A 23287-nucleotide genomic window follows, 5' to 3' on the forward strand; every position below is an offset into this window, starting at 1 on the left:
TCCGCTGACCGCGCTGCGAAGAGCAGAGCCGGGTAACGTGCGGGGCGGCAGCCCGGTCCCATGAGCCGCCGCCCCGCACCCTTGAGATCAGACCAGAGTCGGGTCAGCGACCTGGTTGGGGAAGTAGTCCTCGCAGCCACCCTCACGGTAGACGTCGGCCGTCGCGCAGTGCAGACCACCGCCGAAGGCGTAGGCGTCACGGAAGGGAACCGGGATGACGTTCATGCCGAGCTTGTCCATCTGCTCCATCTGGTGGACCTCACTGGCCTCGACACACACGGTCTTGTGGTCGATGACCAGGCAGTTCATGGACAGCCAGACGGAGGAGTAGCACAGCGGCGGCGGAACCTCGTGGGCCGGGGGAGCCGCGTCGACGATCTGCCAGTCATTGGCCTCGAAGATCTTGCGCTGCTCTTCGGGCAGGCGGCGGTGTGGGTTGTTGATGATGAGCCCGGGCCGCAGCGGCACGAAGGTGGCGTCGATGTGGATCGGGTAGGGGTCGCCGGGGAAGTTCACTGCGTGCACCCGAAGGTCCGGGTAGTAGCGCTTGAACCACTCCATGGCCTTGCGGTTGGTGGTCAGACCGTGCTGGATGAACAGGTCCTTACCCACGCGCATGACGTCGGCCGCGTCCCACATCGGCTCGACCTCAGTGGTCACGAAGTCCTTGGCGGCGGTGCGCTCAAGGCGCTCCTCCAGGGAGATCCGCTCGTCGTAATAGTTGTGCTTGTAGGACTTGTCCGTCAGCCGCGGACGAGGGGCCTGGGTCCACTTGAACTCCGGGTCCTCCTCGAAGTACTGGTTCATGAGGGGCCAGTAGGCGAGGTACTCGAAGTAGCGGCAGCGGAACGAGTTGGCCGACGCCATGATCTCGTCACCGATGGTGAGCAGGATGTCGCGCGGGGGCATCTGGGTGAAGCCCGACTCCGTGCGGAAGTCAGGCGTCTGGATGGCCTGGTTCCACTGCAGCGGCGTGGGGCGGTCCACCTGGACGCCCAGACCCTCGAGGATCTTGACGTAGTTGTCGAGCTGCTCGTTGGCGGCCTCAACGGTGGCGGTGGGGCGGGGGCCCCACATTCCGCGCATCTCGGAGTCGATCGGCACTTTCTCAGAGGTGGCGGGCTCCTCGGGAGGAATAACCGAGAAGTCGGCGCGTCCGACGATGACACGCTTGAGAGGGTCGAAGTCGTTCCAAGAGTTGACGATCTTCGTCATGAGTAAGTCACTCCTTTGTGCTCGATGTGTGATGAGTGAATGAAGACAAGTGATGTGTCTATGGCTCAACATTGTCATTCTACTCTGAACGAACTGCAAATGTAGCCGTAGGAGTATCTGAGTATAAGAATGATTGCTGAACCGTGGCACGGTCATTGTGGGTTAAGGGTGTTCACCACCTCCTTGAAAGACCGATGCCGTTGCGCCGGTCAGGCCCTGCGGATGCGCGTGTCGAGCTGCTCGGGAATCGGGGGATGGATATCGTCCGGCCCCCCGTAGTTTCCCCCGGGAGTCACGATAGTCCCTGCATGGCCCTCAATGATGGAAACGGCGTCCTCGAGGCGCCCGATTGCCGCCATGTCGCCAGTCAGCTCAACAAATCGGCACACCGCCTCAACCTTTGGTCCCATGGAACCACTGGGAAGTCCCATGGACCGCAGCTCTGCCGGCGTCGCCCTCGGAACCTGTTTCTGGTTCTCGGTCCCGAAGTCCCGAAACACTCCATCAACGTCCGTGAGGATAAGAAGCGCATCGGCCTCCAGGGCCTCGGCCATGACCGACGCCGTGAGGTCCTTGTCGATGACGGCTTCAATACCCTTGAGCTTGCCCTCCTCGCTGCGGACGACGGGCACACCGCCGCCCCCGGAGCAGACGACGATCGCGCCGGCATCCAGCAGTGTGCGCACTAGACGGGTCTCGATGACGCGCTGCGGCATGGGGGAGCCGACGACGCGGCGGTAGTGCTCGCCGTCGGGCTTGACCACCCAGCCCCGCTCCTCAGCCAGCTTCTCGGCCTCCTCCTTGGTGTACACCTCACCGACGAACTTGGTGGGGTTGGAGAAGGCCGGGTCACCGGCCATCACCAGGGTCTGATTGACCATGGCGGCTACGTGGCGACCGGGCAGGGCGTTCTGCATGGCCTGCAGCAGCCAGTATCCGATCATGCCCTGCGTCTGGGCACCGAGGGTATCGAAGGGGTAGGGCTCGGAGAGGCGCTCGTCATTGGCGGACTGCAGGGCCAGGACACCCACCTGAGGGCCGTTCCCGTGAGTCAGGACCAGCTCGTGCTTCTCCGCCAGCTTGGCCAGCTCGTGGGCCGCGATCTCGACATTGCGGATCTGGGTACTGGCGTCGGGCTTCTCCCCCCGACGCAGCAGGGCGTTTCCTCCGAGGGCGACGACGATTCTCACAAGTCAGTCCCACTGTCCCAGGGTCGCGACCATCACGGCCTTGATGGTGTGCATACGGTTCTCGGCCTGGTCGAAGGCGACGTTGCGCTCGGTCTCGAAGACGTCGTCGGTCACCTCCAGGCCCTCCATTCCGGTCTTGGCGAAGATGTCCTCACCGACCGTGGTGTTGCGGTCATGGAAGGCCGGCAGGCAGTGGAGGAACTTCACGTCCGGGTTGCCGGTGGCCTCCAACAGCTGGGCGTTGACCTGGTAGGGCGCGAGCAGGGCGATGCGCTGATCCCAGACCTCCTTGGGCTCACCCATGGAGACCCACACGTCGGTGTAGAGGAAGTCGACGCCCTTGACGCCCTGGGCGGTGTCGTCGGTGATGAGGATGCGGGCGCGACTGTCCTTGGCCAGCTTCTCGGCCTGAGCCACCACCTCGGGAGAGGTCTGCAGCTCCTTGGGGGCCACCATCCGCACGTCCATTCCCATGAGGGCCGCCGAGATGAGCAGTGAGTTGGCAACGTTGTTGCGCGCGTCGCCCAGGTAGGCGAAGGAGATCTGCTCGATCGGCTTGTCGGCGTGCTCCAGCATGGTCAGCTGGTCGGCGAGCATCTGGGTGGGGTGCCACTCGTCCGTCAGTCCATTCCACACCGGGACGCCGGAGAGCTCAGCCAGAGCCTCGACGTGCTCCTGCTTCTTGCCGCGGAACTCGATGCCGTCATAGAAGCGGCCCAGCACCCGAGCGGTGTCCGCCACGGACTCCTTGTGACCCATCTGGGATCCGGAGGGGTCGAGGTAGGTGACCTGTGCGCCCTGGTCGTAGGCGGCGACCTCGAAAGAGCAGCGGGTGCGCGTCGAGGTCTTCTCAAAAATGAGAGCGATGTTCTTACCGGTCAGCCGCTTCACCTCGCGGCCGGCCTTCTTGTCCGCCTTGAGCTGGGCGGCCAGCTCGAGCAGGGAGTTCCACTCCTCGGCCGTGAAGTCGAGCTCTTTGAGGAAACTGCGGTTGTGCAGGGGGTGGGACATGAGGATTCCTTCGTCCAGTGTGGTGATGTACTGACAGTTCTTCTTATGTGTCGGCCAGGGCCGACTCAGGCAAGCGGGTCCCGCAGGGTCGGGCAGCTCATGCAGTGTGGACCACCGCGACCGCGACCGACTTCCGAGCCGGGAATGGTCAGGACCTCGATGCCATGGGAAGTAAGGTACTCGTTCGTGTTGACGTTACGTTCATAGGTAACGATGACACCGGGGGCGATGGCCAGGGAGTTGGAGCCGTCGTCCCACTGCTCACGGGCGGCGGCCATCGAGTCCTGGGGCGTGATGAGAACGTTGAGCCCGTCGACGCCCAGGGCCTGGGCGATGACGCGGTACATGTCCTCGGGGGCGTTGCGTGTGACGCTGATCTGCTTGTCGCCGTCCGGGCGCAGCGTGAGCGTCGGCAGCTTCCCCAGGCCGCCGTAGATGGTGAACGTGCCGACGTCGACCATGGTCATTACCGTGTCCAGGTGCATCTGGGCGCGCGTCCGGTTCATCTCGACGGCGACGATCTGGTTCACCTTGCCTCCGGCGAACAGTCGGCTGGCGAGCCTTTCGATGCCCTGCGAGGTGGTGCGCTCGGAGACTCCGACCAGAACGGCGCCGTTGCCGATGATCTGGACGTCTCCACCCTCCACGGTGGCGGGGCCTGCCTGCGTGCCCTCGGACCACACGGGGAAGTCGGAGCCGGCGAACAGAGGGTGCCAGCGGTAGATCGCCTCGTAGTTGATGGTCTCGCGCTGGCGGGCCGGCATCATCATCGAGTTGATGGACACCCCGTTGTAGATCCAGCAAGACGTATCGCGAGTGAAGAGGTGGTTGGGCAACGGCGGCAGAAGCAGGTCGTCGTCGTCCATGGAGGCCAGCACGAGCGAGTCCGGGCAGGAGGTGCGCTCGAGCATCTCGGCCTTCGTGATCCCGGCAACGAGCACCTCGGCCAGCTCGGCCCCGGACAGCCCCTGAGCCAGGGCGCGCAGCGGCTCGGCGGCACTGGGGCCGTTGGTGTTCTCGTTGACGACTCGGTCCAGGACGTACTGCCTGGCTTCGGGCACCTCGAGGGTCTGGGCCAGCAGGTCGCTGAGGTAGAGCACCTCGATGTCGCGGTCGGTCAGCACTCGTGCGAACTGGTCGTGCTCCTCCTGGGCCCGCTCGAGCCACAGCACGTCATCGAACAGGAGGTGGTCCTTGTTCTGCGGAGTGAGTCGGAGCATCTCGTTGCCGGGTCGGTGCAGGATGACCTGGCGAAGCTTCCCGATTTCGGAATCTACGGAAAATTCCATGACTCCCTCTCTGACACAGCACTGTGTCGCCGATGTGGATCATGACGCGCATCACGCGCTCTGATTGTCGAAGTAGTACACCTGTACTGGATTGGTACGAGCGTACCAGAGTTCTTGAGGGTTGGAAACCCCCTGGTAGAAAGAAGTTTCAAACATGTTGATCGGGCGTTCTCGAGCGGAGAGTGATGTTGCTCCCACCAGGCGCTTTGCCGCTTCGGGCGCTGCCCTGGAGCGCCCCTGGACCGCCGATGCGGCGGACCCGCGTCAGTAGGTGACTCACAAACGTCAAGGGCGATCCGTCCCGGATGGAGCCACCCGAGTCCCGAGGCGCCGGAGTGGGAGGATGGCGGACGTGAACGCGCCGTCCCCCTTCGTCACGACCTCCAGCCCCGCAGACGCCGTCAGTGCCGTCGTCCTCGACTACGGCAACGTCCTGTACGCGTGGGAGCCCATGGCGGCCGTCGCCGGATACGTCTCGGCCAACGACTGGGAGGAGTTCGTGGTCGACGGAGGGTTCCTGACCTGGAATGAACGACTCGACCGGGGAGAGCCCTTCGAACAGGTGCTCGCCGACTACACCCGGGCCCACCCCGGCCGCCCTGACTGGGCGGAGATCCTCTCCTTGTACCGGCAGCGCTTCGCCGAATCGCTGACGGGTCCCGTTCCCGGCATGGCCGCTCTGCTCGAGGATCTCCTTGGGAGGGGCGTGGCGCTGTACGGGCTGACCAACTTCGACGCCGCGCCCTTCGAGCGGGCCAGGCTCCTGGTTCCCCAGCTCGAACGCTTCGCGGGCATCGTGGTCTCCGGGCGCGAGCACCTGGCCAAACCGGATGCCGCCATCTTCGACCTTCTTCTGAGTCGTTACCGTCTTCAGGCCTCCCGCACCCTGTTCATCGATGACTCGGCGGTCAACATCGAGGCGGCTGGCCACCTGGGAATGCGCACCCACCACTTCACCGGTGTGGGACGGCTGCGCTCCGAGCTCATCGCACTGGGCCTGCTCCCCACGCCGGACCGGCATTGAACCCCGCACTGGGTGACGTCGCCCCTTAGACTCAGCCGCATGCGTGTGCTTTTCGCCGGAACCCCCGAGGCGGCCCTGCCCACCCTGGAGGCCCTCATCGCCAGTGAGCACGACGTCGTCGGGGTCCTCACCCGTGCTGACGCTCGCAAGGGACGCGGCCGGACGCTGCACCCCTCGCCGGTGGCGGCCGTGGCTCGTGACGCGGGGCTCGATGTACGCACTCCGGCCACCCTCAAGGGGGAGCAGGCCGACGACGTGCACGCGTGGGTCGGTGCTCTGAAGGTCGACGTCGCCGTCGTGGTCGCCTACGGTCGCCTGGTCCCGGCCGATCTGCTGGAGGTACCAGAGCACGGCTGGCTGAATCTGCACTTCTCTCTGCTGCCCGCATGGCGCGGAGCCGCCCCGGTCCAGCGGGCGGTCATCGCCGGTGAGGAGGTCACCGGGGCCTGCGTGTTCCGCCTCGAGGAGGGTCTCGACACCGGCCCCGTCTATGGCCGACTCACGGAGGCCATCAGCGGTCGGGACACCAGCGGGGATCTGCTCGAGCGGCTGGCGCAGGCCGGGGCGCCCCTGGTCCTCGATGTGCTGCGCCGGGTTGAGGACGGCAGCGTGCGTCCGGAGCCGCAGGAGGACGCGCTGGCCACGCTGGCCCCCGTGCTCTCCTCGGCCGACGGTCTGATCCGCTGGGAGGATCCGGCGCTTGCCATTGACCGTCGGATCCGGGGCGTCACTCCGGCGCCGGGTGCCCACACCACTTACCAGGGGTCCCGGTTCCGTCTGGGCCCGGTCACCCCGGTCCCGGAGGTCACCGATCTGTTGCCCGGCCAGCTGCGCGCCACCAAGCGCGAGGTCCTCGTGGGAACCGGGGGCTGTGCCGTCCGTCTGGGGCAGGTCGCGCCCGCCGGGCGCAGCTGGATGCCTGCCGACGCCTGGGCCAGGGGAGCGCGTCCGGAGGTGGGGGCCGTCCTGGGGGACTCGTCTCCCAGGAACAACGACGGTGAGGCGATGAGCTGATGGGGGAGCGATCGACACGCCGGGGTGCGTCGGGCGGCCACGACGAGAACCGGCGAGGCGTAGGCCACGGGCGGGGTGGCGCTCCTGGCAGACGCCGGGAGCAACGCGGCAGGCGAACTGAGCGCGGCGGTCCTCACCAGGGTCGACGAGCCCAGGGCCGGCGCTCCTTCGAGCAGGACGGCCCGCAGACGGGTGCGTCGGCGCGCCCGGCGCGGGGCCGATCTGGCTCGGCGCGTCAGGTGGCGCTGGAGGTACTCACCCGTGTTCGCCGCGATGACGCCTTCGCCAATCTCCTCCTGCCCGAGCTGCTGGAGACCGCCGACCTGGATCGGCGTGACGCCGGTTTCGCTACTGCTCTGACCTACGGGACCCTGCGGCTGCGGGGGCGCTACGACGCGATGATCGCCGCCTGCACGGACCGTCCGCTGGAGCGCATCGATCCGGCCGTGCTCGACGTTCTGCGCCTGGGGGCCCACCAGCTCATGGCTATGAGGGTGGCCCAGCACGCCGCCGTGAGCACCACCGTGGACCTGGCCACCACCTCCTGCGGGCGCGGCGCGGCCACCTTCGTCAATGCGGTCATGCGTCGCCTCAGCGGACGGGACCTGGACTCCTGGATGGACGAGCTACGCCGGGACGCCCCAGATGAGACGACCGCTCTGGCCCGCACCCAGTCGCACCCGGAGTGGATCGTCAAGGCGCTGCGCCAGGCCTTGGTCACCCACGGCCGCAGCGGCGAGGAGCTCGAGGCGCTCCTGGCCGCGGATAACGCCGACCCCGAGGTGGCCCTGTGTGCCAGACCCGGCCTCATCGCTCCGGAGGCGCTGGCCAAGGCCGCCCGCAAGGCCGACCGGGCCCACGACGTCGAGCCGCGCCCCGGCAGGATCAGTCCCCTCGCCGTCGTCATGGTCGGGGGAGACCCTGGCCGGATCGAGGCGATCCGCGACTGCCGGGCCGGGGTCGAGGACGAGGGCAGCCAGCTGGTGGCACTCGTTGCGGCACACGCCCCTGTGGAAGGCCGCGACGCGCGCTGGCTCGACCTATGCGCCGGGCCCGGTGGCAAGGCCGCGCTTCTCGCCGCGAGGGCCGCGCAGACGGGCGCCCAGTTGCTGGCCAATGAGGTCAGCCCCCATCGGGCCGACCTGGTGCGCTCGGCCCTGCGAGCCATCGCGCCGGACGTCGCCCGGGTGCGTTGCGGTGACGGGCGTGACCTCGGGCGCGATGAACCCGGCGCCTACGACCGGGTCCTTGTCGACGCCCCCTGCACGGGTCTGGGGTCGCTGCGCCGCCGCCCAGAGGCCCGCTGGCGCCGACAGCCACAGGACGTCACCGTTCTGGCCGAGCTTCAGCGCGAGCTGCTAGCCAGCGCCCTGCGCGCCGTGCGACGCGGGGGAGTGGTGACCTACGTGACCTGCTCCCCGCACGCCCTGGAGACGACCCTCGTGGTGCGCGACGTGAGGCGGCTGCTGGAGCGCGAGGGCCTGCGCACCGAGCCCCTGCACGCCGGGGACGTCGCCACCCGTCTGGCCCCTCAGCCGCCGGCCGGATCCGATCGGGAGACGCTCCAGCTCTGGCCCCACCTCGACGGCACCGACGCCATGTTCTGCGCCCTGCTGCGCCGCACCAGCTGACTGACCAACCACACCAGCGCATCATGAGGAGCGTCCCGATGACGGCCATCCACCCCTCGATCCTCAACTGCGACATCGCCCACCTGGCCGACGAGCTCGACCGTGTCACGGGCGACGCCGGCGCCCCGGGCGCCGACGGGCTCCACGTCGATGTCATGGACAACCACTTCGTGCCCAACCTGTCATGGGGGCTGCCGGTGGTCGAGGCGGTGCTCGCCCATTCCTCGCTGCCCGTGGATGCCCACCTCATGATCCGCGACGCCGACCGCTGGGCGCCGGCCTACGCCGAGGCCGGCTGCCAGATCGTCACCCCCCACGCCGAAGCCACGACGGCGCCGGTGCGCCTGGCGCGCGAGCTCCACCGGCTCGGCGCCGGCGCGGGCATCGCCCTGAGGCCCGCCACCCCCCTGGAGGCCGTCGCCGATGTCCTGGGGGAGTTCGACCTCCTCCTGCTCATGACCGTGGAGCCGGGCTTCGGCGGCCAGTCCTTCATCGAGTCGATGCTGCCCAAGATCCGCCGGGCGCGCGAGCTGGTCGGTGCCAGAGGGCTCGACCTGCGAGTGCAGGTCGATGGCGGCATCACCGCCCACACGATTGAGCGCGCTGCCGAGGCCGGGGCGGACGTCTTCGTCGCCGGGTCGGCGGTCTACCGGGCCGACGACGCCCTGGCCGCCATCTGCGAGCTGCGTGAGGCTGCCTCCTCGCACCGCCATGATGCTCGCGATGAACACTGACGACGCCGCGGGGCGCTGCCAGCGACCGGTTTTGACGCCCTGTTGGAGGAGGTGTTCGTGATGCAGGTGTGACAGCCGATGTGCTGAGCCACTCCGCCCCATCGGGCTTGTGGGAAACCTCAAAGGCCTTCGAGGAGCGAGAGACGTCTTTGCCAGGTCCCCGTTATGCCGCCCGATTACTGGGGTCTCGATTGTTACACCAACGCAACTCTCACTCTTTGTGAGGTTTCCACAAATGGAATGTGGTGCCTCGACCACGTAACGTCATAGTCCAGTGGACCCGCCCCTCGACGATTGTAGGGAAAGCACGGATCCACCCCGCCGGCCCAAGGAGGGCCCGCCGCCAGCCCGGCAGCGTCCAGGTAAGGAGACTCTTGGTGACCCTCTCCCGTATCCTCATCGCCAACCGTGGCGAGATCGCACTGCGTATCGTGCGAACCGCCCGCGACCTCGGGGCGACGTCGATCCTTCCGTACACGCCCGAGGACCTCATGAGCCCCGCCGCAGAGCTCGCCGATGAGGCCTACGCACTGCCCGAGGGATCGTCCTACACCGACGCGGCGGCGCTGCTCGAGCTGGCCCGCGCCACCGGCGCGGACGCCATCCACCCCGGATACGGGTTCCTGTCCGAGGACGCAGACTTCGCCCGCTCCATCATCGAGGCGGGGATCACCTGGGTCGGGCCCTCACCCGAGGCCATGGACGCCCTCGGAGACAAGATGAGCGCCCGAGCCACCGCCGAGCGGGCCCAGGTCGCCCCGGTGCCGGGCATCACCGACTCGGTCACCGACGCCGAGACCGTCATCGCCTTCGCCGCCGCCCACGGCTACCCGGTCGCCCTGAAGCGCACCGACGGTGGCGGCGGACGCGGCATCACCGTCCTGCACAATGACGACGAGGTCCGGGCCACCCCTGCCTTCGAGTCCGCGGTGCAGGGCGGCGGAACCCTCATCCTGGAGCGGTTCGTCACGGCCGCACGTCACGTCGAGACCCAGTGCGCCCGCGACAGCCACGGCGGTTTCGCCGTGGTCTCCACCCGCGACTGCTCCCTGCAGCGACGCAACCAGAAGCTCCTCGAGGAGGCTCCCGCACCCTTCCTGCCCGAGGGCGTCCACGGGCGTCTGGTCGAGGCCTCCCGTCGCCTCCTGGAGACGGTTGACTACGTCGGCGTGGCCACCTGCGAGTTCCTCCTGACCCCCGAGGGCGATATCTGGTTCCTGGAGGTCAACCCCCGTCTGCAGGTGGAGCACTGCGTCACCGAGGAGGTCGCCGGCACCGATCTGGTCGAAATCCAGCTGCGCATCGCCGAGGGCGGTCACCTCGGACAGGTCAACGAGCCCCGCGGTCACAGCCTCGAGCTGCGCATCACCTGTGAGGATCCCGCCCGAGGTCTGGCCCCCTCCACCGGTACCATCCCCCGCCTGCGCTGGCCGGCCGGTCCCGGTATCCGCATCGAGTCCGGAGTCACTGAGGGCGACGTCGTCACCCCCTTGTTCGATCCGATGCTCGCCAAGATCATCATCACCGGTGCCAGCCGGGAGCAGACCATCGCCCGAGCCCGGCGAGCCCTGCGGGAGACGGTGGTCGAGGGCGTCACCGTGTGCACTGCCCTGCACTCCGAGGTCCTGACCCGCCCCGAGTTCACCGCCCCCGACGAGACCGGGCGGCTGGCTGTGACCACGCGGTGGATCGAGAACGAGGTGCTGCCCGATCTCGCCGACGCCGCGGCGACGTCGCAGGCCGACGGCTCGGCGGAGACGGTCGCCAACCCGCGTACCCGCTCCAGCTACATCATCGAGCTCAACGGCCGCCGCATGCAGCTGACCCTGCCCGACGGGATCCTCGCCCCCTCCAACCCGTCGCGAGGCTTCAGCCCCCGCAGCAACCGGGCCCAGCCGCTGCGCGGCCGTTCGGGCGCGACCCGCTCACCTCGAGGCGCAGCCTCTGGTGAGACCAGGACCGCTGGCGGTGAGCCCGGTGTCATCGCCGCCCCCATGCAGGCTATCGTCACTCGGATCTGCGTGGAGCCGGGCCAGCCGGTCTGCCAGGGCGATCTGCTCGTGGTCCTGGAGTCCATGAAGATGGAGAACTACATCCACGCACCCAGCGACGGCACCATCTCGGAGATCCCCGTCAGCGCCGGACGCACCGTCTCGGCCGGCGATGTCCTGGTGCGCATGAGCACCCCCGAGAACGACTCCGAGGAGGCCTGAACCGTGACCACCGCCCCCATCACCGGCCCCGGCGCATCTGCCGAGACACCGGCCCAGGGAACCACTATGGCCGACTCGGAGGCCACCACCGCCTTCCGCCAGCGCATCGCCCGCATTGACCGGGAGGCCGAGGAGCACGCCGCCGCCCGTCAGCACGCCAAGGGCAAGCGCACCGCCCGCGAGCGCATCAACGACCTGCTCGACGACTCCACCTTCCTGGAGATCGGCCGCTACTCCGGTTCAGGTGCCGGCGACAAGGCCCGCCCCTCGGGCGTCGTCACCGGCTTCGGCCAGATCGACGGCCGCCAGGTGGCCGTCTACTCCCAGGACTTCTCCGTCTCCGGAGGCGCCCTGGGCACCATTGAGGGGGACAAGATCGTCCGCCTCCTGGACGACGCCCTGCGCCTGCGCATCCCCGTCATCGGACTCATCGACTCCGGCGGCGCCAAGATCCAGGAGGGCGTGGGAGCTCTGCGCCAGTACGGGCGCATTTTCAACCGCACCTGCGCCGCCTCCGGACTGGTCCCGCAGATCAGCGTCATCCTGGGACCCTGCGCCGGTGGCGCCGTCTACAGCCCGGCCCTGACCGACTTCGTCATCGCCACCCGCCAGGCCTCCCACATGTTCGTCACCGGCCCCGACGTCGTACGCGCCACAACCGGTGAGCAGATCAGCGCCGAGGACCTCGGCGGTGCACAGATCCACGGTTCCGTCTCCGGCGTCGTCCACTACGTGGCCGACGACGAGGAGGACGCGTTGGGGCAGGTCCGCACCTTCCTGGCCTACCTGCCCTCCTCATCCGAGGTCAGCGCCCCCCTGTACGCCTACGACGACGCCGACGCGCAGGCCGACGCTGAGGCCGCCCGCAGTGTCGGCGAGATCGTCCCGGCCTCCACCCGGCAGGCCTACGACGTCGTCGAGGTGGTCTCTGCCGTCGTCGACCACGGCGAGCTCGTCCAGGTCCAGGAGGAATTCGCCCCCAACGTCGTGGTCGGCTTCGCCTGCTTCGAGGGCCACCCGGTGGGGATCGTCGCCAACCAGCCGCTGGTGGACGCCGGCACCCTGGACGTCGACGCCTCCGAGAAGCTCGCCCGCTTCGTGCGTTTCTGCGACGCCTTCGGGCTGCCGGTGGTCACCTTCGTCGACGTCCCCGGCTACCGTCCCGGAGCCGAGCAGGAGCACGCCGGCATCATCCGCCGCGGAGCCAAGGTCATCAACGCCTACGCCACCGCCACTGTGCCGCTGGTGACGATCGTTTTGCGCAAGGCCTATGGCGGCGCCTACATCGTCATGGGTTCCAAGGCCATCGGCGCCGACCTCAACTTCTGCTGGCCGGGAGCCGAGATCGCCGTCCTGGGCGCCGCCGGCGCCGTCGGCATCATCCACCGCCGAGACCTGGCCAAGGTCCGTGACGAGCAGGGGGAGGAGGCCGCCACCGCCGAGCACGAGCGGCTCGTGGCCGAGTACACCGACGCCGTCATCAACCCGGACAAGGCCGTGGCCATCGGTGAGATCGACGCCGTCATCGCCCCTGAGGACACCCGCAACGTCATCGTCGACTCACTGGCCGCGCTGCGCGCCAAGAACGACGCCCGCCCCGAGTCCCCCAAGAAGCATGACAACATCCCCCTCTGACCCCGGCTCCGAGACCCACTCGCCTCCGCCTCCGCCGTATTCCCCCTCTTCACCCGACCCCAGTTCAGGTAACCGTTCCGAGACCACCGACCACGCCGTCGCAACACCGAAGGACACCACTACCGTGCACACGAACTCGCAAGCCCCCAGCCCCGCGACCACCATCGCTGAGCGCCTGAGCGGAGGCGAGCCCTACATCATCACCTTCGGCGGCCAGGCCACCCCCTGGCGCCAGACGCTGGCCGACCTGGTCTCCCTGGACCACGCCCTGGCCGCTGACGTCGTGGCGGTCGACCAGGCCGTGGCCGAGCGCCTGGCCCCCGTGTCCACCGACCTGCTCACCGTGACCCCGCGCGGCTCGAGGCTCCTGGACGACGAGGCGGCCCCGGTCGCCCCTCAGCACCGCACCACCGCCGACGGCGCCGACGTCTCCGTGCCCGGCATCCTCATGGCCCAGCACGCCGCCCTGGCCTCCCTGCCCGGCGCCGGCATCGACCCGGCCGCCCACGCCCCGGTGAGCGCCATCGGCCACTCCCAGGGCGTCCTGGGCGTCAGCCTGCTCCAGGCTGTGCAGGCCGGCGAGCGCGAGCGCGTCATTGAGGTTCACGCCATCGCCCGCCTCATCGGCGCGGCGGCCACCCGCACCACCCGCCGTCTCGACCTGGGCACGGTGGGGGAGTCCACCCCGATGCTCTCGGTGCGCGGCGTCACCCGCAGCGTGCTCGACGCCGTCCTGTCCCGGGTCCCCGGCTCGGAGCGGATCTCCGTGGGCGTGACCAACGGCCGTCAGGCGCACATCCTCTCGGGGCGCCCGGCTGACCTCGAGGCCGTTGTCACCGCGCTGGAGGCGGCCGCCGCCCGCAGCGCCAAGGCCCGCAAGGACCGCCGCCGCGGCGGCGCCGTCCTGGCCCCGGTCACCGAGTTCCTCACCACCTCGGTGCCCTTCCACACCCCGCTGCTCGCCGGCGCGGTCGACGACGTCGCCGCCTGGGCGGCCGCCTGCGGCCTGAACGAGAAGCTCGCCCGCGACCTGGCCACCGCTGTGCTCATCGACCCGGTCGACTGGCCCGGTCTGGTCACCGGGGCCCTTGCAGCCGGATCGGACGCCCCGGTGCGCACCGTCCTGGACCTGGGGCCGGGCAACGTCCTGGTCCGTCTCACCGAGGGCGTCGTGGCCGGCACCGGCACCACCGTCGTGCCCGCCGGGACCGCCAAGGCCATTGACGACCTCGACCGGGCCGGCGCGGCCCCCCGGCCCGGCGTCGACCGCTCCCGCTTCGCCCCGCGCATCACTCGCCTGCCCGACGGCCGCCTCACCCTTGACACCGCCTTCACCCGCCTGACCGGGCGCAGTGCGGTGCTGCTGGCGGGAATGACCCCCACCACCGTGGATCCCGCCATCGTGGCGGCCGCCGCCAACGCCGGTTACTGGGCCGAGCTCGCCGGTGGGGGCCAGACCACTCCCGCCGTCCTGACCGAGAACCTCCAGGGCCTGGAGAAGGCCCTCGAGCCCGGGCGCACCGCGGCCTTCAACGCCATGTTCATGGACCGCTACCTGTGGAACCTGCACCTGGGGACCCAACGCCTGCTGTCCAAGGCCCGCGCCGGGGGCGCCCCGATCGACGGCATCACCATCTCCGCCGGGATCCCCGAGCTCGAGGAGGCCACCGCCCTGCTTGAGCGCCTCCACGCCGAGGGCTTCCCCTACATCGCCTTCAAGCCCGGCACCGTGGACCAGATCCGTCAGGTCCTGGCCATCGCCCGCGCCGTGCCCGACAGCCCCGTCATCATCCAGATCGAGGACGGGCACGCCGGTGGCCACCACTCGTGGGAGGACCTGGACACCATGCTCCTGGCCACCTACGACGCCATCCGCGCCGTGACCAACGTGGTGCTCGTCGTCGGCGGCGGCATCGGTACGCCCGCCCGCGCCGCCGACTACCTCACCGGCCGCTGGGCCGAGGCCTACGGCACGGCTGCCGCCCCCGTCGACGGCGTCATGATCGGCACCGCCGCCATGACCTGCCTGGAGGCCAAGACCAACGACGACGTCAAGCAGCTCCTCGTCGACACCCCTGGAATCCCCGAGGACTCCGGGGTCGAGGGCGGCTGGGTCGCCTCCGGGGAGTCCATCGGCGGTATGACCTCCGGACTGTCCCACCTGCGCGCCGACCTCTACGAGATCGACAACTCCTCGGCCCGGGCCTCCCGCCTCATCCAGGAGCTCGCCGGTGACGAGGCCGCCATGGCCGCACGCCGCCAGGAGATGATCGACGCCCTGGCCAAGACCGCCAAGCCCTACTTCGGCGACGTGGAGGAGATGACCTACCTTCAGTGGGCCACCCGCTACGCCGAACTGTGCGTCGCCCCCCACGAGGGGCGCAGCGCCACCCGCGCCGACTGGGCCGACGAGGGCTGGTACGACCGCTTCATCGACCTGCTGCACCGCATCGAGGCCCGCCTGAGCCGGGCCGACCACGGCGAGATCCCCACGCTCTTCGCCGACTACGACGCCGTCATCGACTCCGACGCCGCCCTGGCCGCACTGGCCGAGCACTACCCGTCGGCCGCCTCCACCCTGGTGGAGCCCGTCGACGCCGCCTGGTTCGTCGACCTGTGCCGCAAGCACCCCAAGCCCGTGCCCTTCGTGCCCGTGGTCGACGCCGACATCCTGCGCTGGTGGGGCACCGACTCCCTGTGGCAGTCCCAGGACCCGCGCTACACCGCTGACCAGGTGCGCATCATCCCCGGTCCGGTCGCCGTTGCCGGCATCACCACCATCAACGAGCCGGTCGGCGAGCTGCTGGGCCGCTTCGAGACCGCCGCCGTCGAGGCCCTCCAGGAGGCCGGCACGGGCGAGCAGGAGGCCGCCGGCCGCCTGGGCGCCGCCCCCGCCGTGGCCGACGGCGTCCTGGCAGCTCCCGTGGCCGACGCCAAGGAGCTCGTCCAGGTGGCCCCCCACGTCCTGTGGAACGGCCACCTGACGGTCAACCCGGCCATCGTCCTGGACGACGACGCCTACAACGTCGTCGCCCGCCCGGACGTGGCCGAGGACGCCTACGACCTCGACATCCGCCTCGACACCCACTGGGACGGCACTCCCGGCGGAGATGAGATCCACGCCGTGCGCCGCCTCGTCGTGCCGCTGCGCCTGGCCCGCGCCTGGGACGGCGCTGCTCCGCTGGTCGACCCCGAGCGCATCAGCGAGACGATGAACGACCTGCTGCGGGCCACCGCCGGCGTGGGGGCCGTGTCCATCACGGGAGACGACGTCGACCACCTGCCCGAGGTCCGCCCCGCGCAGGCCGGGGCCACGGACGTCCTGGGACGCCCCACCACCCAGCCCTTCGGCACCATCCACGGCTCCTTCACCCTGGCAAGCACCCTGGGCCACGACCACGCCTCGGTGACCGCCGACGCCCTGCCATCGGACCTGTCCGCCGCGCCCTTCGTGCCCGACGCCCTGCTCGGCCCCTGCTGGCCGGTGGTCTACGCCGCCCTGGGCAGCGTCGTCGAGGACGGCATGCCGCTCATCGAGGGCCTGCTCGGTGCCGTCCACCTGGACCACACCATCGACCTGCACCTCACCCTCCACCAGCTCCAGGAGGCCGCAGCCACGACCAGCCCCACGATCAACGTCACCGGCTGGGTCGCCGCACTGGAGGAGTCCAGCGCCGGCCGCGTCGTCGACGTGCGCCTGGAGCTGACCGACGCCACCGACGGCACCGTGGTGGCACTCATGCGTGAGCGCTTCGCCATCCGCGGCCGCGCCTCCGGCAACGCCGTGCCCAGCGCCCCCGAGCTCGCCGGCGGCACCGGACGCGAGACGGCCCCGGCCGCACGCCGCATCCTGCGCCGCACCACCGTCACCGCGCCCGCGGACATGACCGCGTTCGCCCGGGTCACCGGTGACTTCAACCCGATCCATACCTCCTACAACGCCGCCCACGTGGCCGGTATGGAGGCCCCGCTCGTCCACGGCATGTGGCTGTCGGCCACTGCCCAGCAGGTGGCGGCCTCCACCGCGGCCGACGGCTCGCGCCACGTCCTGGCCGGCTGGACCTACGTCATGACCGGTCCGGTCGAGCTGAGCGACGACGTCGAGATCACCGTGGAGCGCACCGGACTGGTGGTCGGCGGCGGCTACGTCCTGGAGGTCGTCTGCCGCATCAACGGCGAGGTCGTCTCCCGCGGTACCGCCGTGACGACGCCCGAACCCACCGCCTACGTCTACCCCGGCCAGGGCATCCAGGCCCCCGGCATGGGCCTGGACGAGATGAACTCCTCCAAGGCCGCCCGGGAGATCTGGGAGCGGGCCGACGCCCACACCCGCGCCGAGCTGGGCTTCTCCGTCATCAACCTGGTGCGCGACAACCCCACCGAGATGACCGCCCGCGGCATCACCTACCGCCACCCCGAGGGCCTGCTCAACCTCACCCAGTTCACCCAGGTGGCCCTGGCCACCGTCGCCATGGCGACCACTGCGCGTCTGGCCGAGGCCGGTGCCCTCGTGGAGAGCGCCGCCTTCGCCGGCCACTCCCTGGGCGAGTACACGGCGCTGAGCGCCTACGGGCGCGTCATGCCCGTGGAGACGACCATCTCGATCGTCTTCCAGCGAGGCTCCACCATGCACTCGCTGGTGCCCCGCGACGCCGACGGCGCCTCGAACTACCGCATGGGCGCCCTGCGCCCCAACCAGGCGGGCATCAAGGCCGACGAGGTCGAGGCCTACGTGCGCTCGATCTCCGAGGCCACCGGCGAGTTCCTCCAGATCGTCAACCACAACCTGGCCGGCGTGCAATACGCCGTGGCCGGCACGATCAAGGGCCTGGACGCCCTGGCCGCGGACGCCCGTGCCAAGGCCAAGGCCCGCGGGGGCAAGAACCCCTTCATGTTCGTCCCCGGCATTGATGTGCCCTTCCACTCCGAGGTGCTGCGCCCCGGTGTGCCGGAGTTCCGTGGCCGTCTGCTCGAGCTCGTCCCCGAGGACCTGGATGTCGCGCGCCTGGTGGGCCACTACGTGCCCAACCTCGTGGCCCGGCCCTTCGCCCTGACCCAGGACTTCGCCCGCTCGATCCTTGAGGTCGTGCCCTCCGAGCCCGTTGAGGAGATCCTCGCCGACTGGGACTCCTGGGTGAAGCGCCCCACCGAGCTGGCCCGAGTCCTGCTCGTCGAGCTCCTGGCCTGGCAGTTCGCCTCCCCGGTGCGCTGGATCGAGACCCAGGAGGTCCTGCTGTCCTCCCCGAGCGAGGGCGGCCTGGGGATCGAGCACATCGTCGAGGTGGGGCTGGCCAATTCCCCCACCCTGGCGAACCTGGCCACCAACACCCTGCGTCTGCCCCAGCACGCCGGGCGCCACGTCACCGTGCACAACGCTCGCCGCGACGAGGCCCGGGTGCTGGCCACCGACACCGACCCGGCCGTCGAGCTCACCGAACCGGACTTCGACGTTCCGGCCGCCGAGGAGCCGGCTGCTGAGGCCCAGGCTCCCGCGCAGGCCGCTGCCGAGCAGGCTCCCGCCCCCGCGGCCGAGGCCGCACCCGCTGGTCCGGCTCCAGCCGCAGCCGGACCGGTGGACGACCTGCCCTTCGGTGCGACCGACGCCCTGACGGTGCTCCTGGCCCACGCCTCGCGCATCCGCCCCGAGCAGATCGGCGCCACTGACACCACCGAGACACTCACCAACGGAGTCTCCTCGCGTCGTAACCAGCTCCTCATGGACCTGGGTACCGAGCTCGAACTCGCCTCCATCGACGGTGCCGCTGACGCCGACATGACGGCTCTGGCCGCCACGGTCGCCAAGGGCGCTCCCGGTTACAAGGCCTTCGGTCCAGTCCTCACCGAGGCCATCCGCGTGGGGCTGGGCCGGCTCCTGGGCCCCTCCGGCGTGCGCGCCTCCCGTATCGCCGACCGCGTCACCGGCACCTGGGGTCTGGGGCAGGGCTGGGTCTCCCACGTGACCGCCGCCCTGTTCCTGGGCACCCGGGAGGGCGCCTCGATGCGCGGCGAGGACCTGGCCTCCCTGGGCTCCTCGGCCCCGCTGACCAGTGCGAGCGCCGTGGACTCCCTCATCGACTCCGCCGTCCAGGCCGTCGCCGCCGACCACGGTGTGAGCGTCGCCAAGCCGAGTGCCGGCGGTGCCGGGGGCGCAGTGGTCGACTCCGCGGCCCTGGACGCCTTCGCCCAGAGCGTCACCGGCTCCGAGGGTGTCCTGGCCACCACGGCCCGCACCCTCCTGGACGCCCTGGGGCTGGCCGAGAAGGCCACTGTCGCGGCTGATGCCGATGACGAGGCCTCCCGTACCCGGGCTGCCATGGCCGCCCTGGACGCCGAGCTCGGTGCCGGATGGGTCAAGTCCGTCACCCCGGCCTTCGCCCCTGAGCGCGCCGTGCTCATCGATGACCGCTGGGCCACGGCCCGTGAGGACGTCGCCCGACTCGGCTCCGGCGAGACCGACCTGGACGCCTTCCGCCGGCTCCTGGCCCCCAAGCGCTTCGTGGGTCTGGGACAGGCGGTGGCCGATCACGCCACCTGGTGGGCCAAGCAGGCCAAGGCCTCCGACCTGGCCGACGGCGCCGAGCGCGCCGCCGTCCTGACCGAGATCGCCCAGGCCGCGCCGAAGACCCCGCAGGCCGGTGACGCCACAGTGCGCTGGTCCGAGGACGTCGCCGTCGTCACCGGTGTGGCCCCCGGCTCCATCGCCGCGGCCGTCGTCGGGGAGCTGCTGGCCGGTGGCGCCACCGTGGTGGCCACCAGCTCGCGCCTGACCCACGAGCGCCTCGAGTTCACCACCACCCTGTACCGCGAGCACGCCGCGGCCGGCGCCAAGCTGTGGATGGTTCCCGCGAACCTGTCCTCCTACCGGGACGTCGACGCCCTGGCGGAGTGGATCGGCAACGACCAGGTGGTCACCTCCGGCGGCTCCACCAAGGTCGTCAAGGAGGCCCTGGTTCCCACCCTCCTGTTCCCCTTCGCCGCGCCGCGCGTCTCGGGCACGCTGGCCGACGCCGGCCCGGCGGCCGAGTCCCAGACCCGCCTGCTGCTGTGGTCGGTGGAGCGCACCATCGCCGCCCTGAGCGCCATCGGCACCGACACCCACGTCGACCACCGTCTGCACGTGGTCCTGCCCGGCTCCCCGAACCGGGGCACCTTTGGCGGTGACGGCGCCTACGGCGAGGTCAAGTCCGCCCTGGACGCGATCGTCAACCGCTGGTCCTCGGAGCGGGCCTGGGCCCAGCGCGTCACCCTGGCCCACCCGCGCATCGGCTGGGTCAAGGGCACCGGCCTCATGGGCGGTAACGACCCGCTCGTCGCCGCCGTCGAGGCAGCCGGGGTGCGTACCTGGACCACGGAGGAGATCGCCTCCGAGCTCACCGGCCTGTGCACCACCGAGGTGCGCACCCGGGCGGCTCAGGCCCCGGTGAACGCCGACCTCACGGGGGGACTGGGTGACGACATCGACCTGGTGGCCCTGCGTGAGAACGCCGCCGCGCAGGCCGCTGCGCCCGCTGAGGAGACCGAGGCCCCGGCCGTCATCAAGGCCCTGCCCACCCCGGTGGTCCCGACCCAGCCCACCGCCCCCCAGTGGGGCGAGGTGAGCACCGACCTCGATGACCTGGTCGTCATCATCTCCACCGGAGAGGTCTCCACCTGGGGATCGGGCCGTACGCGCCGCGAGGCCGAGCTGGGAATGAGCGGCGGCGAGGACGTCGACCTGACCGCTGCCGGTGTCCTCGAGCTCGCCTGGGGCATGGGTCTGCTCACCTGGCAGGACAGCCCCAAGGCCGGCTGGTACGACACCGACGGGGAGATGGTCGAGGAGTCCGACATCCTGGAGCGCTACCGCGACGAGGTCGTGGCCCGCTGCGGTATCCGCGAGTTCGTCGACGACGGTGTCATCGCGCCGATCGCCGACGAGGAGGTCACCGTCTACCTCGACCGCGACATCACCCTGTCGGTTCCTGACGAGGCCACGGCCCGCACCATCGAGGTCTCCGACCCCGAGCACACGCTCGTGGTTCCCGACGCCGAGACCGGCGAGTGGACCGTCACCCGACTGGCCGGCTCACTGGCCCGGGTGCCGCGACGCGCCGCGCTGTCGCGCACGGTCGGCGGCCAGTTCCCGCGCGACTTCGACCCGGAGCGCTGGGGCATCCCCGCCTCGATGACCCAGGGCATGGACCCCATCGCCTCCTGGAATCTGGTCACCGCCGTCGACGCCTTCCTGTCGGCCGGCTTCACCCCGGCCGAGCTCCTCAAGGCCGTCCACCCCTCCGACGTGGCCTCCACGCAGGGCACCGGGTTCGGTGGCATGGAGTCGATGCGCAAGATGTTCGTCGGCCGGTTCCTGGGGGAGGAGCGTCCCAGCGACATCCTCCAGGAGGCCCTGCCCAACGTCGTGGCCGCCCACGTCATGCAGTCCTACATCGGCGGCTACGGCGCCATGGTCCAGCCGGTGAGCGCCTGCGCCACCGCGGCCGTCTCCATTGAGGAGGGCTGGGACAAGATCGCCCTGGGCAAGGCCGACGTCGTCGTGGCCGGCGCCATCGACGACATCTCGATCGAATCGGTCGTCGGCTTCGGCAACATGAACGCCACCGCGGAGGCCGCGGCCATGCGCGCCAAGGGCATCTCCGACCGCCACTTCTCGCGCGCCAACGACCGCCGTCGCGGCGGATTCGTGGAGGCCGAAGGCGGCGGCACGGTGATCCTGGCCCGTGGCTCGGTGGCGGCCCGCATGGGGCTGCCGGTGGCCGGTGTGGTCGGTTTCGTCTCCTCCTACGCCGACGGCGCCCACACCTCGATCCCAGCACCCGGCCTGGGCGCCCTGGGCGCCGGCCGCGGCGGGCGCAGCTCGCGCCTGGCCAAGGCCCTGGCGGCCCTGGGTGTGGAGGCCGACGACATCGCACTGGTCTCCAAGCACGACACCTCCACCGGTGCCAACGACCCCAACGAGTCCGAGCTGCACACGCGTCTGGCGCGCGCACTGGGACGCTCCGAGGGCAACTCGCTGGTGGCAGTCTCGCAGAAGACCATCACCGGTCACGCCAAGGGCGGCGCCGCCGTCTTCCAGGTTGCGGGCCTGACCGAGATCCTCGCCTCCGGTGTGGCTCCCGGCAACGCCTCCCTGGATGTCGTCGACGCCCCGCTGGCCAAGGACGCCTTCTGGGTGTGGCCGCGCAGGCCCATCCGTCTGGCCGGCCGTGGTGGCCAGGACGGGCGTGTCCCGGGCGCCGGTCCGGTGCGAGCCGGTCTGCTGACCTCGCTGGGCTTCGGACACGTCTCCGGTCTCATCGCGATCGTCCACCCCGGTGCCTTCGAGGCCGCCCTGCGTCAGGCCGAGGGCCAGGAGGCGGTTGACGCCTGGCTGGCCTCAGCTAACGCCCGCCTGGCCGCCGGGACCAGGCGCCGCCGCGCCGGGATGATCGGTCGGGCCCCACTGTTCGAGCAGGTTCAGGGCCGTCGTCTGGGGGAGGAGTCCAAGCAGCGCGACCCGCATGAGGTCGAGGCCGCCATGCTGCTCGACCCCGATGCTCGCCTGGGCTCCGACGGCGTCTACCACGCGGGGGAGTAATCACCTCACCTCAGCGCTCACAGGACCGGTTTCACGGCTAATGGGTTCCATTTCCGTGGAACCGGTCCTGTGCGTGCACACAGTCTCGCCAAAGGGAATTCCTCAATGATTTGTAAGTCTTTCTTTTCCGGAGTTCGGTGATGGCGGAACCACAGCTTCCAGATACTCCGCAGACTCCCTCCGGTTCCGCTGTTCTGTCAGTGGGTACGGACCTGGTGCACATTCCGGGTTTCTCCGCCCAGCTCGAACAGCCCGGCAGCGTCTTCGCACAACGCGCCTTCACGGCACGCGAGCGCCGAGAGGCCCGAAACCGTTCGGAGGAGAGGGGAACCAACCCGGCCCAGCACCTGGCAGCGCGGTGGGCGGCCAAGGAGTCCTTCATCAAGGCCTGGAGCCAGGCACACGTTCTGTGCGCAAAATGTCGCGGAACGAGTACCTCTCCGGTTATCCTGGCCGAGGACGTCGACTGGCGTGAGATCGAGGTTGTCACCGATCGGTGGGGCCGGCCTTCTTTGCGCCTGAGCGGCACCGTTGCCCACGCTGTTGAGCGCAGCCTCGGAGAGGAGGTATCAACCCCAGGGTGTTGGCCGGTTTCCATGAGTCATGACGGTGACTACGCCGCGGCCATCGTCCTTCACGTGCGTTGAGTCGTGCCCACACAGAAGGACCGGTGAGGAAACCTTGACCATGATCCAGTGAGCGGTCACTGCTGCCCGTCATGTCATGTCACGTACGGATTTGCACATCATCCGTAGTA

The 23287-nt window shown here is 69.9% G+C and carries 12 protein-coding genes; 8 read left to right on the forward strand and 4 right to left on the reverse strand.

The features are described 5' to 3' along the window. Positions 1-87: 87 nt before the first annotated feature. From HMPREF3165_RS03260 to HMPREF3165_RS03275, 4 genes are all read right to left on the reverse strand, one after another. Entirely contained in the window at positions 88-1215 is a 1128-nt protein-coding gene (locus tag HMPREF3165_RS03260; RefSeq protein ID WP_004564867.1) for a serine/threonine protein kinase, read from the reverse strand. Between the two features lie 209 nt (positions 1216-1424). Further along, complete coding sequence (gene arcC / locus HMPREF3165_RS03265) at positions 1425-2405, reverse strand: carbamate kinase (protein WP_004564868.1); 981 nt, start codon at positions 2403-2405, stop codon at positions 1425-1427. A 3-nt stretch (positions 2406-2408) separates the two neighbouring features. Further along, the gene (gene argF / locus HMPREF3165_RS03270; RefSeq protein WP_070510776.1) at positions 2409-3416 is read right to left on the reverse strand and encodes an ornithine carbamoyltransferase; all 1008 of its coding nucleotides are present in this window, start codon (positions 3414-3416) and stop codon (positions 2409-2411) included. A 65-nt stretch (positions 3417-3481) separates the two neighbouring features. Next, positions 3482-4705 (reverse strand): arginine deiminase, encoded by a 1224-nt coding sequence (locus HMPREF3165_RS03275; protein ID WP_070510778.1) that lies wholly within the window; start codon positions 4703-4705, stop codon positions 3482-3484. 343 nt (positions 4706-5048) lie between these two features. Here HMPREF3165_RS03275 and HMPREF3165_RS03280 point away from each other — a divergent pair, with 343 nt between their 5' ends. The 8 genes from HMPREF3165_RS03280 to HMPREF3165_RS12665 all read left to right on the forward strand — a co-directional run bounded on the left by HMPREF3165_RS03280 (position 5049) and on the right by HMPREF3165_RS12665 (position 23177). Next, entirely contained in the window at positions 5049-5729 is a 681-nt protein-coding gene (locus tag HMPREF3165_RS03280) for an HAD family hydrolase (protein WP_070510780.1), read from the forward strand. A gap of 39 nt (positions 5730-5768) precedes the next feature. Continuing rightward, positions 5769-6743, forward strand: a complete 975-nt coding sequence (gene fmt / locus HMPREF3165_RS03285; RefSeq protein WP_070510782.1) for a methionyl-tRNA formyltransferase — start codon at positions 5769-5771, stop codon at positions 6741-6743. Between the two features lie 239 nt (positions 6744-6982). Next, positions 6983-8374: an RsmB/NOP family class I SAM-dependent RNA methyltransferase gene (locus HMPREF3165_RS03290; protein WP_070510784.1), complete on the forward strand. Its 1392-nt coding sequence runs from the start codon at positions 6983-6985 to the stop codon at positions 8372-8374. A 38-nt stretch (positions 8375-8412) separates the two neighbouring features. Further along, positions 8413-9108, forward strand: coding sequence for a ribulose-phosphate 3-epimerase (gene rpe / locus HMPREF3165_RS03295; RefSeq protein ID WP_070510786.1), 696 nt, complete (start codon positions 8413-8415; stop codon positions 9106-9108). A gap of 377 nt (positions 9109-9485) precedes the next feature. Beyond that, positions 9486-11321, forward strand: coding sequence for an ATP-binding protein (locus HMPREF3165_RS03300; protein WP_070510788.1), 1836 nt, complete (start codon positions 9486-9488; stop codon positions 11319-11321). Positions 11322-11387: 66 nt separating this feature from the next. Next, positions 11388-12956, forward strand: a complete 1569-nt coding sequence (locus HMPREF3165_RS03305; RefSeq protein WP_232622600.1) for an acyl-CoA carboxylase subunit beta — start codon at positions 11388-11390, stop codon at positions 12954-12956. Positions 12957-13080: 124 nt separating this feature from the next. Then, on the forward strand, positions 13081-22530 hold the full coding sequence (locus tag HMPREF3165_RS03310) for a type I polyketide synthase (RefSeq protein WP_083303170.1): 9450 nt from the start codon (positions 13081-13083) through the stop codon (positions 22528-22530). 140 nt (positions 22531-22670) lie between these two features. Beyond that, complete coding sequence (locus tag HMPREF3165_RS12665) at positions 22671-23177, forward strand: holo-ACP synthase AcpS (RefSeq protein ID WP_083303171.1); 507 nt, start codon at positions 22671-22673, stop codon at positions 23175-23177. Positions 23178-23287: the final 110 nt, after the last annotated feature.

It is taken from the genome of Actinomyces sp. HMSC08A09 (assembly GCF_001807465.1).
Lineage (GTDB): Bacteria > Actinomycetota > Actinomycetes > Actinomycetales > Actinomycetaceae > Actinomyces > Actinomyces oris.

What these genes read in the sequence shown, in the direction of transcription:
- HMPREF3165_RS03260 (WP_004564867.1), bottom strand. Translation starts at nt 1,215, where the DNA reads ATGACGAAGATCGTCAACTCTTGGAACGACTTCGACCCTCTCAAGCGT.
- argF (WP_070510776.1), bottom strand. Translation starts at nt 3,416, where the DNA reads ATGTCCCACCCCCTGCACAACCGCAGTTTCCTCAAAGAGCTCGACTTC.
- HMPREF3165_RS03275 (WP_070510778.1), bottom strand. Translation starts at nt 4,705, where the DNA reads ATGGAATTTTCCGTAGATTCCGAAATCGGGAAGCTTCGCCAGGTCATC.
- HMPREF3165_RS03280 (WP_070510780.1), top strand. Translation starts at nt 5,049, where the DNA reads ATGGCGGACGTGAACGCGCCGTCCCCCTTCGTCACGACCTCCAGCCCC.
- fmt (WP_070510782.1), top strand. Translation starts at nt 5,769, where the DNA reads ATGCGTGTGCTTTTCGCCGGAACCCCCGAGGCGGCCCTGCCCACCCTG.
- rpe (WP_070510786.1), top strand. Translation starts at nt 8,413, where the DNA reads ATGACGGCCATCCACCCCTCGATCCTCAACTGCGACATCGCCCACCTG.
- HMPREF3165_RS03305 (WP_232622600.1), top strand. Translation starts at nt 11,388, where the DNA reads ATGGCCGACTCGGAGGCCACCACCGCCTTCCGCCAGCGCATCGCCCGC.
- HMPREF3165_RS12665 (WP_083303171.1), top strand. Translation starts at nt 22,671, where the DNA reads ATGGCGGAACCACAGCTTCCAGATACTCCGCAGACTCCCTCCGGTTCC.